Source organism: Amycolatopsis sp. NPDC004772 (genome assembly GCF_053601215.1).
This window is the reverse complement of sequence record NZ_JBSGBK010000148.1, coordinates 1-12,150: the sequence shown is the minus strand read 5'-3', so window position 1 is coordinate 12,150 and position 12,150 is coordinate 1. Positions and strand designations below refer to the sequence as shown.

General features: G+C 70.6%; 11 protein-coding genes. 7 read left to right on the top strand and 4 right to left on the bottom strand.

The features are described 5' to 3' along the window. The coding region (locus ACWEF6_RS41840) for an OmpA family protein (RefSeq protein WP_449688030.1) at positions 1-869 on the bottom strand (869 nt) is incomplete at its 3' end. Positions 870-1,434: 565 nt separating this feature from the next. On the opposite strand from ACWEF6_RS41840, the gene ACWEF6_RS41835 reads away from it, so the two are divergent. Continuing rightward, the gene (locus ACWEF6_RS41835) at positions 1,435-2,904 is read left to right on the top strand and encodes a carbohydrate kinase family protein (RefSeq protein WP_449688029.1); all 1,470 of its coding nucleotides are present in this window, start codon (positions 1,435-1,437) and stop codon (positions 2,902-2,904) included. Further along, positions 2,901-3,608, top strand: coding sequence for a GTP cyclohydrolase II RibA (gene ribA / locus ACWEF6_RS41830; RefSeq protein WP_449688028.1), 708 nt, complete (start codon positions 2,901-2,903; stop codon positions 3,606-3,608). The genes ACWEF6_RS41835 and ribA overlap by 4 nt, the downstream gene beginning before the upstream one ends. Before the next feature lie 54 nt (positions 3,609-3,662). Here the strand turns inward: ribA and ACWEF6_RS41825 are convergent, their stop codons facing one another. Then, entirely contained in the window at positions 3,663-4,904 is a 1,242-nt protein-coding gene (locus tag ACWEF6_RS41825) for an MFS transporter (protein ID WP_449688027.1), read from the bottom strand. Positions 4,905-5,051: 147 nt separating this feature from the next. Here ACWEF6_RS41825 and ACWEF6_RS41820 point away from each other — a divergent pair, with 147 nt between their 5' ends. Next, a complete protein-coding gene (locus ACWEF6_RS41820; protein ID WP_449688026.1) occupies positions 5,052-6,686 on the top strand; it encodes a Na+/H+ antiporter in 1,635 nt (544 codons plus the stop codon). On the opposite strand, the gene ACWEF6_RS41815 is transcribed toward ACWEF6_RS41820, so the two are convergent. Continuing rightward, a complete protein-coding gene (locus ACWEF6_RS41815; RefSeq protein ID WP_449688025.1) occupies positions 6,667-7,575 on the bottom strand; it encodes a TIGR03564 family F420-dependent LLM class oxidoreductase in 909 nt (302 codons plus the stop codon). The genes ACWEF6_RS41820 and ACWEF6_RS41815 overlap by 20 nt on opposite strands. Before the next feature lie 118 nt (positions 7,576-7,693). On the opposite strand from ACWEF6_RS41815, the gene ACWEF6_RS41810 reads away from it, so the two are divergent. Then, positions 7,694-8,191, top strand: coding sequence for an OsmC family protein (locus ACWEF6_RS41810; protein ID WP_449688024.1), 498 nt, complete (start codon positions 7,694-7,696; stop codon positions 8,189-8,191). Here the strand turns inward: ACWEF6_RS41810 and ACWEF6_RS41805 are convergent. Next, entirely contained in the window at positions 8,188-9,474 is a 1,287-nt protein-coding gene (locus ACWEF6_RS41805) for an adenylosuccinate synthase (RefSeq protein ID WP_013230806.1), read from the bottom strand. The two genes, ACWEF6_RS41810 and ACWEF6_RS41805, sit on opposite strands and share 4 nt — an antisense overlap. Before the next feature lie 76 nt (positions 9,475-9,550). Between ACWEF6_RS41805 and ACWEF6_RS41800 the strand changes: the two genes are divergently transcribed. From ACWEF6_RS41800 to ACWEF6_RS41790, 3 genes are all read left to right on the top strand, one after another. Continuing rightward, entirely contained in the window at positions 9,551-10,231 is a 681-nt protein-coding gene (locus tag ACWEF6_RS41800; RefSeq protein WP_449688023.1) for a hypothetical protein, read from the top strand. A gap of 90 nt (positions 10,232-10,321) precedes the next feature. Continuing rightward, entirely contained in the window at positions 10,322-10,960 is a 639-nt protein-coding gene (locus tag ACWEF6_RS41795; protein WP_449688022.1) for an HNH endonuclease family protein, read from the top strand. Positions 10,961-10,978: 18 nt separating this feature from the next. Then, complete coding sequence (locus ACWEF6_RS41790) at positions 10,979-12,082, top strand: glycosyltransferase (RefSeq protein ID WP_449688021.1); 1,104 nt, start codon at positions 10,979-10,981, stop codon at positions 12,080-12,082. Positions 12,083-12,150 lie beyond the last annotated feature (68 nt).

Here is a 12,150-nt window from a genome sequence, read left to right as displayed (position 1 = left end):
GCCACCGCGCGGGCGCGCTGGTCGGCGAGCGCCTGGCGGCCGGCCGCGGTCGATCCCGGCGGATCGGCGGCGTAGCCCCGGACGACCACCGCATCGGACCTGCCGGCCGCGGTGATGCTCCCGGCGAGGGCGCGCACCAGGTCCAGGGCACCCGGGGACAGCACCGCGGAATCGCCCGAGAACCCGAGCGCGCTGTCGGACACGGTGGTGCTGACCCGGCCCGCGGACCCGACCACCGACGTCACCCCCGGCACGGGCACGACCGGCGTGGCGACCGTGGCCCGCGACGGCTCGGTGGTGACGCGCTTGTCGTCGAACTCGCAGCCGGCGGCCCGGGCCTGCGCGCAGATCGCTTGCCAGTACTGGAGGAGCTTGTCGTGCGCGGAGCCGGGCAGGGGTGCCTGCGCGCCGGCGACGCTGCCCAGCCCGGTGAACAGCACGTGCCAGTTTTCGAGGTGCGGCAACGCGTTCTTGGCGGCCAGCTGGCGCGCGACCGTCGCCGGGTCCGCGTCCCAGCCGACCTGCCTCAGGTCGAAGGCCCCGGCCGTGCTCAGCCCGCTGCTGACCACGATCAGGCGCCCCGGAGCGATTCCGCGGACGGCGGCGTCGATGCCACCGAGCAGATCGAGCCCGGACCGCGCGGCGGCCGTGGCCGCGACGGCGTCGGCGACGGCCTGGACGTTGCGATCGATGAGCGACGGCCGCTGCAGCCCGTGTTCCAGCGATCCGTCGGCTCGCCTCGGCGTCAGGACGATCTGGTGCGCGTCGGCGCCGTCGGCGGCCGAAACGAGCGCGACACTGCTCTTGCCCGAGCCTTGCGGTGAGGCGTTTCCGCTGTTCGCGGCGTCGGTGAGGAGCTTGCGAGCCACGTCGGTGACGACGGGGCGCGGCTCGTTGGCGGTGGCACTGACGACGAGGACGACCCGGTCCCCGCCGGTGGGGTCGGCCGTCTTCGAAGGGACAGCACATCCGGCGACTGACAGCGCGAGCAAGCCCAGCGCGGCAATTGCCGGACGCGGCCGGGTTCTGTTGTCGACGACGGCAGCTTCCTGTGGAATCCGCAGCGCGGAAGCCAGATCATTGCGGGTGACTTCGTAGCCTGAACCTGGGGTGCAGGGCTTCATGGCGACCTCCCTAAGGCCGATGAGGCAACCTCAGGGTGACATTTGCCGAGTAACGATGTCAATTGCCGTTCCGATACACGAGGGCGACTGTTCTTCCGGCTGACACCGGCACTTCGGCACGCAAGGGCGTCGAGCGTCCGTCCAGCCGGAGCGTCGTGCCCTGAACGGAGCAGCGAGGAGGTACCTTTCGCCGCGGCAGATGAACCGGTTGTGACGCATACTCGTGCTTCTGCCATGGCAGCGTCCGGAGTTTGTCCAACAAGTGTCACCCTGGAGAAGACAAATGCCAGGGGAAGGGTAGGCTCGGCTGATGGCGAAGCCCGACGCCGCCGTCGAAGGCGTCCGAAACGTCTTCCTCAAGTTGCGCACCCGCAGCGGCCTCAACGTCGAGCGGCTCAGCGCGACGGAGGTCGACGTCGTGCTGCTCGCCGACCTGCCCGTCGTGCGCCGGTACGCGCGTGAGCACGCCGTGTCCACCGACCAGGCCATCGTCGACGTCGTCACCCGCGTCACCGCCGATCTCGAGCCGACCGACCGGCTGATCGCCGACGCGGCGCTCGCCCTCGGCCTGCTCGAGTCCCTGCTCGCCGACCGGCCGAAGCTGCACGGCCTGTACGCCGAGGACCTCGGCGAGCGGCGCGATGCGCTCGCCCGGCACTGGGAAGCGTTCCACCGCCTGCTCGGCGTGGCCGAGATTCCCCCGGCGCCGACCGTGCGCACACTGCGCGGCTCGGCCGAGGCGCGCGCGCTCGTCCGGCTGGCCGAGCGCTGCGTGCACGGTCCGGAAGCGCTGCTCGAGCCGGCCGCCGGTGCCCGTGAGCCCAGCAACTCGATCGTCGTGGTCGGGGGCGCGGTGACGGACGTGGTCGTGGTCTCCGACGACCTGCCCGGAATCGGGGCCGCGGTCCAGGCGAGTTCGTTCGAGGAACACCCCGGGGGCAAGGGGCTCAACCTGGCGGTCGCCGCCCGGCGGTTCGGGCTCCGCGCGCGGCTCTGCGCCGCCATCGGGGGCGACGAGGCCGCCCGCGAGCTCACCCGCTACATGCAGCAAGAAGGTTTGTCGACCGAGCTGATCCGCGAAACGCCCGGCGAGGCGAATCCGCGCGCTCTCATGCTCGTGACACAGAAGGGTGAGACCCGTTATCTGGGCTGGATGAACAAGGGTAAGGTCTCGCTGTCCACAACGGAATTCGAGCAACCGCGCACGAAACGAGCAATCGCCGACGCCGATGCGGTCATGGTCACCTTGGAACCACCGGTGGAAACGGTGCAATGGGCCCTCGAAGAGGCCGCCCGCCAATCGCCGAAACCGCTGGTTCTCCTGCAGGCTTCGCCACCCATGGCAACGCCGCAACAGCTTTATCGGTACCTTCACGGCGTCGATTACCTCGTCGGCCGGGAAGGCGAACTGCGCGGGCTTCTGTCCTACCCGGACCGCCCCGACACGGTCGACGCGCTGGCTGACGAATTGCTCACGCTCGGCGTGGAGACAGTCTGTGTGGTGGAAAACTTCGGCGCCAAGATCCGATCGCGGACGCGATCCAGGGACATCGAAGGCCCGAACGTTCCGCTCGAAGACACTCCCGGGGCTCGCGAGGCCTTTTCGGCAGCCCTGACTTTCCAACTCCTCAAGGACGGTGGAGACCTGACTTGGAAAGCCCTCGAATGGGCGATCCAGGCCATGACCGCCAACCTCACCATCGAGGAGATCACCGATTCCATGCCCGGCACCGAAGATGTGGACCGGCTGTGGAGAGAACCCGACGTGGAGAACCCGTGACCGAGGTCGTGGAGCACAGATTGCAGGATTCGGACGGCGATTTCCGGGTCGTCGTCCTCGATGGTTCCGAGCAGCCCAATCCGGCGTGCGCGGCGGTGTTCGGCGAACCGCGGGACGGCTGCCTCGTGCGGATCCAGTCCCGGTGCCTCTACGGCGAGATATTCGGCTCCACCAACTGCGACTGCCTCTACCAGCTCGACAAATCGCTCGAGGAGATCAAGCGGCACTCCGGCGTGCTCATCTACCTGGACCAGGAAGGCCGTGGCGCCGGCCTCCTGACGAAGGCGCGGGGCTACCGGCTGTGCCAGGAAGAGGGCATCGACACGTTCGCCGCGTACGCGGCCATGGAGTGCAAGGCGGACACCCGGTCGTACGGCGATGCGGTGGCGCTGCTGAAGCAGCTCGGCCTCAAGGAAGTCACCCTGCTCACCAACAACCCCGGGAAGCTGGAAGGCCTCGAGCTCGGCGGGATCAAGGTGCGGCCACGGCCGTTGCTCATCCCCGAGCCGGGCGCGCACACGCTCGCCTACCTGGTCGCCAAGCGCGACAACCAGGAACACATGCTTTCCATGGCCGCGCGCCTGCGGTGGCGGGTCATCCGGTTCGCCGGGTCACGCTGGCTCAGCCCGCGCCGGGCCGCGCTGCGCAAAGCCGCCGCCCACCCCGCCGAGCCAGTCGGCTTGGTGGAGAAACCGGCAGCGTGAGCGCCTGACAGCCGGCCCCGGACAGCCCGGCTCGGCTGACCGGGGCCGGAGCTTTCACGTGGTGGCAGGCCGGGACTCCGCCACCGACGAGGTGCCCTCCTGGGCTGGACTCCCGCGGCCTGGGCGGACCACCGTCACCGCCGCCGCGCCGAGGGCTCCCACTGCCGCGAAGGCGTAGAAGCCCCAGGGGTACGCGATTCCCGCCGTCAGCAAGGCGCCGCCGAGGATGGGGCCGGAGATGGCGCCGATGCGGCCGATGCCCGCCGACCAGCCGAGGCCCGTCGCGCGGATCGCGTCCGGGTAGATGCGGCCGATGTACGCGTACACCAGAACCTGCGCGCTGAACACGAAACAGCCCGTCAGGAACACCGCCGTGTACAGCCCGACCGCCGGCAGCTTCACGCTCAGCAACGCGAGGAACACCGCGCCCGCGCAGAACCAGGCGATGGCCGATGGGCGGATGCCGACGCGATCGGCGACCCGGCCCGCGACCAGCAGGCCCACGATGCCGCCGACGTTCAGCGTCAGCAGCAGGCTCAGCGCCGCACCCAGCGGATACCCCGCCTGGCGCATGATCTCCGGCAGCCAGGTGTTCAGGCCGTAGACCAGCAGCAGGCCCATGAACGAGGTGACCCAGAAGGCGATCGTCGCGCGCAGCAGGCCGCCGCGGAACAGGCCGGCGACGGCGTGCCCGGCCGACCTCTCGGCCGCGCGGACCCGCTGGAACGTCTCGGACTCCGGCAGGTACTTCAGCATCAGCGGGACCAGCACCACGGCGGGCAGCGCGCCGGCGACGAACATCGCGCGCCAGCCCAGCGGCGTGATCAGCACGATGCCCAGCAACGCCGTCAGCACCGCGCCGACGTGGTAGCCGGTCATCACCGTGGTCGTCGCGCTGCCGGACCTGCCCTGCCGGGCGTACTCCGTGACCAGCGTGATCGCCGTCGGCAGGCAGCCGCCGAGGCCGAGACCGGCGACGAACCGCAGCAGCCCGAAGACGAACGTCGACGGCGCGAACGCGCACAGCAGGGTGCACAGCGAGAACAGCGTCACCGAGATGATCAGGGACTTCCGGCGGCCGATGACGTCGGTGACCGTGCCGATCGCCAGCCCGCCCAGCATCATCCCGGCGAGCCCGACGGTCGACACGACCGACGCCGTGGCGGGGGTCAGGCCCCAGACGTGGCCGCGGAGCAGCACGGGCAGCACCGTGCCGAGCACGACCAGGTCGAACCCGTCGAGCAGGACGGCCGTCCAGGCCAAGGGCACGACCCAGCCGCGAGTGCCAGGGGACATCGGAACCTCCGGGGTGCGTCGGTGCACGTCCTCCGCACACTTGTGCGGATTGCGCACGAGTATGCCCAGAGGGTCCGACAGAATCCAGCGAGGTTCCGCTGAGCGGAAGTCCGGCAGGGCGGCCCGACCTGCGGAAAGATCGGGCGCGTGGAAATCCTGACGCTGATGGGCGTGCTCGCCGGTTCGCTGGCGCTGACCGCGCTCGCCCGGCGCTACAACCTGTCCGCCCCGCTGCTGGTGGTGGTCGTCGCGCTCGGCGTCGCGCTGGTCCCCGGGGTGCCGCGGTTCGAGCTGGAGCCCGAGCTGGTGCTCACCGTGGTCCTGCCGCCGCTGCTGTACTCGACGTCGCTGGAAAGCTCGCTGACGCACTTCAAACGCGCGCTCCGGCCGATCGTCGCGCTCGGCGTGGTGCTGGTCGCGGTGACCGCCGTGGTCGTCGCCGTGGTGGTGCACCTGCTGTTGCCGGACGTGCCGTTCGCGTCCGCGCTGGTCCTCGGCGCGGTGGTGGCGCCGCCGGACGCGGTGACCGCGGTCGCGATCGGCCGCAAGCTCGGCCTGCCCCGGCGGGTGATGACCGTGCTGACCGGCGAAAGCCTGGTCAACGACGCCGCCGCGCTGACGCTCTACAAGGTCGCGCTCGCCGCCGTCGCGGGCACGGCGGGCTCGGCCGGGCACGGGTTCGCGGTGTTCGGGGTCGCGACCGTGCTGGGCATCGGCGTCGGCCTGGCGATCGGCGCGCTCGTGGTGCTGATCCGGCGGCAGCTCGACGACCCCCTGATGGAGTCGGCGTTCGGGATCATCGTGCCGTTCGCCGCGTACGTCACCGCCGAGCACCTGCACCCCTTCAGCGACGACTTCAGCGGGTCCGGCGTGCTCGCCGTCGTCGCGGCCGGCCTCCTGCTCGGCCACCGCGCGCTGTACGCGTCCCCCGCGACGCGCATGCAGGACAGATCCGTGTGGGCGTCCATCGACGTCCTGCTGGAGGCGCTGGTGTTCGCGTTGATGGGCCTGCAACTGCCGTTCGTCCTCGAAGGCGCGCAGCACGCGGCCCGCGACAACGGGACGCTCGCGCTGGTCGCGGTGGCCGTGCTCGCGGTGACGATGCTGGTGCGGATCCCGGCGGTGTTCGTCTCGGCGTACCTGCCGCAGACGGTCCGGCTGTTCGGCCGCGACCGCGCGGCGCCGTCGTGGCGGACGCTGGCGGTGGTGTCGTGGACCGGCATGCGCGGGGTCGTCACGCTCGCCGCCGCGGCCGGTGTCCCGGCGGACGCCCCGGGCCGCGAGGAGATCCAGCTGTTCGCCTTCACGGTCGCCATCGGGACGGTGCTGATCCAAGGGTTGACGCTGCCGCCGCTGATCCGCGCGCTGAAGGTGGAGGACCCCGAGGAGGCGTCCCGCGACGAGGCCGAGGAACTCGAGGCTCGCGAAGTCGCGAAGAAAGCGGCGCAGGACAGGCTGCGCGAGATCAGCCGCGAGCGGCTGGCTTCGCTGGACCTGCCCCAGGAGAAGGTCGACCGGCTCAAGGACCGGCTGCAGCGGCTGATCGACACGCGGTACCGGTTCGCGAAGGCCGCGATCACGTTGTCCGGCGAAGACCGCTCCGGCAGCCCGCAGGCCCAGTTCGCGAAGGCCCGGCGAGAACTGCTGATCACCCAGCGCAAGGCGATGATCGAGGAGAACCGCGCGGGCCGGCTCGACGACGAGGTGTTGCGGAAGGTGCTGCGGGAACTGGACCTGGAGGAGATGTCGGTGACGGCGACCCTCACGAACCGGATGAGCTGACGACCTCCCAGGTCCGGAGCCGCTCTTCGGCCGAGCGGATGCCGGTCTGCGAGACGAGGACGTCGGTGGCGCCGGCGTCGTGGTAGCGCTGCAGGCCCGCGAGCACGGTCTGCTCGTCGCCGATGATGGCCAGGTCGGCCGGGTGGCTGACGCCTTCCACGTCGAGGATCCGCCGGTACGACGGGATCTGTGCGTAGAACCCCATCTGCTCGACGGCGAGCGCGCGGACCGCGTCGGGTTCATTCGTGACGACGGCCGGAACGGCGGCGATGATCCGCTTGCCCGCGGGGAGCGCCGGGACGATCTCTTCGGAAAGCGCTCTCGGCCCGGCGAGGAAGGGCAGCGTGCCGTCGGCGAGCTCACCGGTGACGCGCAGCGCCTGCGGCCCCATCGCGGCCACGATGACCGGGATGTCCCCGCCACCGGACACAGTGGACGGCCCGGGCGCCCGCGCGGTGATCGTCTCGCCTTCGAACTCGACGGCTTCCCCGGCGAACACCCGCTTCAGGACGGTCAGGTACTCGCGCAGGTGCCGGATCGGCGGCGGGTACTCGAGGCCGTAGACGGGCCCGAGGAACCCCTTCGACCCGAGCCCGATCCCGAGGGTGAACCGGCCACCGGTCGCCGCCTGCGCGGTCTGCGCCGCGCTCGCGACCAGGAACGGGTGCCGCGGGTAGGTGGGCACGACCGACGTCCCGATCTCGATCCCCGGCACCTCCCGGCCGGCCAGCGCAGCGATCGCGACGGCGTCCTGGCTGAGCGGGAGCTGCGAAAACCAGACGGACTTCAACCCGGCGTCGGCGGCCTGACGCGTCTGGGTGATCAGCTCGTCGACGAGGTTGGGCACGGATCCGGTGTCCCCGGCCGGCAACGTGACTCCGATGGTCATGCCCTCAAGCTAGCGAGCCGCGCCACCGGTTTCCGGCTTCCCAGGAATTGAGAACCCGAGCGAGGAGCGCGGGATTCGCCCACTCTGTGGCGAAATACCGATCACCGAGGAGCGCCCCATGTCGCTGACCGAAGTCATCGAAGGCACCCGCAAGGCCGTCGATGCCGATCCGCACAACGCCGCCGTTTCCTTCAGTGTCGGCCACGTTCTCAAGCCGGGGACCAGGACCGAAGTCGAAGTCAACGTGCGGGACCACGCCTTCACCGTCGACGAGCCGGCCGCGCTCGGCGGGACCGACCAGGCCGCCAACCCCGTCGAGTACGCGCTGGCCGCCCTCGGGTCCTGCCAGGTCATCACCTACCAGTTCTGGGCGGCGAAGCGCGGGATCCCGCTCGACTCCATCAAGGTCACCGTCGACGGGGACCTCGATCTGCACGGCTTCTTCGGCTTCTCCTTCAACACGCGGCCCGGTTTCGGGGACGTGCGCGTGTCCGTCGAACTCGAAGGGCCGGCGAGCCGGGAGCGCTACGAAGACCTCAAGCGCGAGGTCGACGAGCACTGCCCGGTGCTCGACCTGTTCCGGAACGAGACGCCGGTCAGCACGAAACTGACCTAGACGAACTCGTGCCGCACGATCGTCTGCTCGCGGCCCGGGCCGACGCCGATCGCGGAAATGCGGGCGCCGGACAGCTCTTCCAGGCGCTCGACGTACGCGCGGGCGTTCGCCGGGAGTTCCTCGAACGTGCGGCACGCCGAGATGTCCTCGAACCAGCCCGGGTGCTCTTCGTAGATCGGGATCGCGTGGTGCACGTCGGTCTGCGTCATCGGCATGTCCTGCGTGCGGAATCCGTCGACTTCGTAGCCGACGCACACCGGAACCTTTTCCAAGCCCGACAACACGTCCAGCTTCGTGAGGAAGTAGTCGGTGATGCCGTTGACGCGCACCGCGTACCGCGCGATCACCGCGTCGAACCAGCCGGTGCGCCGCGAGCGGCCGGTCGTCACGCCGAACTCGCCGCCCTGCTTGCGCAGGTATTCGCCCGACTCGTCGTGCAGCTCGGTCGGGAACGGCCCCGAACCGACGCGGGTGGTGTACGCCTTGAGGATGCCGAGCACCGTCGTGATCCGGCCCGGCCCGATGCCGGAGCCCGCGCTCGCGCCGCCGGACGTCGGGTTCGACGACGTCACGAACGGGTACGTGCCGTGGTCGACGTCGAGCAGCGTGCCCTGGGAGCCCTCCAGCAGCACCGTTTCGCCGCGCTCCAGCGCCTGGTTGAGCTGCAGGCGCGTGTCGGCGATGCGGTGCGCGAACTTCTCGCCCGCCGCCAGCACCTCGTCGGCGACCTGGTCGGCGTCGAGCGCCTTGCGGTTGTAGACCTTCACCAGCACCTGGTTCTTGAACTCCAGCGCGGCTTCGACCTTCTGGCGGAAGATCTTCTCGTCGAGCAGGTCCTGCACGCGGACGCCGACGCGGGCGATCTTGTCCTGGTAGCACGGCCCGATGCCGCGGCCGGTGGTGCCGATCTTGCGGCTGCCGAGGTACCGCTCGGTGACTTTGTCGATGGCCACGTGGTACGGCATGATCAGGTGCGCGTCCGCCGAAATCAGCAGCTTGGACGTGTCGACGTCCCGCGCTTCGAGTCCGGAGAGCTCCTCGAGCAGCACGCCCGGGTCCACCACCACGCCGTTGCCGATGACGTTCGTCACGCCCGGGGTCAGGATGCCGGACGGGATGAGGTGCAGGGCGAAGTTCTCGCCGTTCGGCAGGACGACCGTGTGACCGGCGTTGTTGCCACCCTGGTAGCGGACGACCCACTGGACGCGGTCACCCATCAGGTCGGTGGCCTTGCCCTTGCCTTCGTCTCCCCATTGGGCACCGATGAGCACGATGGCCGGCATGTGACACTCCAGGTGTTCGACGACTGAGGTTTAGTGTCCCGGACGGACACCGGTGGCGCTGACGAAATGCCGGTGCATGACTGTAACGGAGGACCTGCGGGTGCGCGGAATCGTGGTGGCCTGTGGCGATGACGCGGCCGGCTTCGAAGAGGTCGACGACGTCGAGTCGGTCCGCGTGCCGAGCCGTCCCGGCAAGGCGGAAATCGACCCCTTGCTGGGCGAACACGATCACCTGGTGGTCTCGGGCACCGACGCCGACCTCGCCGCGGTGGTGCTGCGCCTGCTCCGGAAGGACGCGATCTCCGGCGTGTCGGTCGGGTTCGTGCCCTCGTCGCCGGAGTCGGTCGTCGGCGCGCTCTGGGGCCTGCCGAAGACGCCGCTGCGGGCGCTCGCGCTCGCGTTGCGCGGCGAGGTCGACCCGGTGCCGTTGATCCGCGACGACGTCGGCGGCGTGCTCGTCGGGCGCGGGCAGCTGCGGCTGGTCCGCGGCGTGGCCTACGCCGACGAGCAGGTGGCGCTGCGCGGGCCGGCCGCGTCGATCGAGGTGACGCCGGACCCGGGCGGCCCCGGGCTGGCCGTCCGGGTCGTCAAGGGCACCGTCTTCAAGCGGCCGTCCACGCTGTACTCGCGGGCGTTCCAGATCGGCTGCATCCCGACCCGGCCGGTGCGCGACGACGTCGTCTTCGAGCGCGCGGTGAACAAGTGGACCTGGTACCGGCACACCGAAGACCTCCGGCTGGTCCGCGGCGCCGTTTGACGGACAGCAACCTGTCACCTATACGTGTTGTATGCGCCACTTCCGTGCCTGAAGGTTAGCTGTCCCCACTTCAGACACGGAGGCAGCAAGATGCCAACCAGGCGTGCTGTTCGTCATTCGTTCACCGTCCTCGCGGTCACCGCGGTGCTGTCCGGAACCCTGGCCGGCGTCGCGGACGCGACCCCGCCGGGCATCCCGTCGGCCACCACGGCGAAGTCCGAGCTCGCGACCCTGACCGTCAAGGCCGACGGCTCGCAGACCGGCTACAGCCGCGACAAGTTCCCGCACTGGATCGACCAGGGCAACAGCTGCAACACCCGCGAAGTGGTGCTCAAGCGCGACGGCACGAACGTGGTGACCGACTCCGCCTGCGCGGCGACCTCCGGCAAGTGGTTCAGCCCGTACGACGGCGCGACCTGGACCGCCGCGTCCGATGTGGACATCGACCACGTCGTGCCGCTGGCCGACGCGTGGCGCACCGGCGCGTCGTCGTGGACGACCGCGCAGCGCCAGGCGTACGCGAACGACCTCTCCGACCCGCAGCTGATCGCCGTGACGGACAACGTCAACCAGGAGAAGGGCGACAAGTCGCCCGACCAGTGGAAGCCGCCGCTGACCGGCTACTGGTGCACCTACGCGAAGATGTGGGTCGCGGTGAAGTACAAGTTCAAGCTGACGATCAACTCCGCCGAGAAGTCCGCACTCACGGACATGCTCAACCGCTGCTGACGCCGGTACGCTCGGGCGGTGCGGATCCTCTTCACGTGCCGCCCGGCGTACGGCCACCTCTTCCCCCTGCTCCCGCTCGCGAACGCGGCGAAAGCCGCCGGGCACGACGTCGTCTTCGGCACCGGCGAGGCGTTCGTGCCGAAGGTGCGCGAGCTCGGCTTCGAGACCCACCGCGTCGGCATCTCGATCCGCGACGCCGAAGCCGAAGCCCAGCGGCGGCACGGCGCGGACGCCGGATTCGACGTCGGCATCACGATGTTCGCCGAGCTGCTGCCGCAGGCGACGATGGCCGACCTGCGGCCGCTGCTGCCGCACCTGCGGCCGGAGCTGGTGGTCTACGAGCAGAGCGACGTCGGCGCCGGCGCGGTGGCGCAGCAGTCGGGCATCCCGGCCGTCTCCCTGGTGATCGGCCGGTCGGTGCCACCGGAGATCCTGTCCGTCGCTGCCGAACGCCTGGCGCCGCTGTGGGACCGCCTCCCCGCGGACGCCATGCTCGGCGACGCCTGCGTCGACGTCTGGCCCGACAGCGTCCGCGACCCGGGCTCGGCGGCGGTGCCGAAGGTGTTCCGGATGCGCCCGACGCCCTACAACGCTGCCGTCCCGCTGCCGGCCCTCCCGGCCGACGGCTTCGTGTACCTGACGCTGGGCACGGTGGTCTTCGGCGCGACGCACCTGCTGCGCGGGGCGATCGCGGCGTTGGCGCGGCTGCCGGTGGACGTCGTCGTCGCGGTCGGCCCGGGTGACCCCGCGGCGCTGGGCCCGGTACCGGAGAACGTCCGGGTGGCCGGGTTCGTGCCGCAGGCCGAGGTGCTGAAGCACGCGGGCCTGGTGGTGCACCACGGCGGCACGGGGACGGTGCTCGGCTCGCTCGCCGCCGGTCTGCCGCAGCTGGTGCTGCCGCAGGGTGCCGACCAGTTCGCCAACGCGGAGGCGCTGGTGGCGCTCGGCGCGGCCAAGGCCCTGGTGGGGGACGCGGTGCGGATCGACGCGATCGAGGCGGCGGCCCGCGAACTGCTGGACGACTCGACGGCCCGGGAGGTCGCGCAGGGTGTCGCGGCCGAGATCGCCGCCATGCCCGCGCCCGAGGCGGTGCTCGACGAACTGGTCGCCTGGGCCTCGTGAGTGGTAACGCGGGTTCTAACCCCCGCAAACACACAAGCGGCGCCCGATAAAGCCCGCCCCCCCCGCCG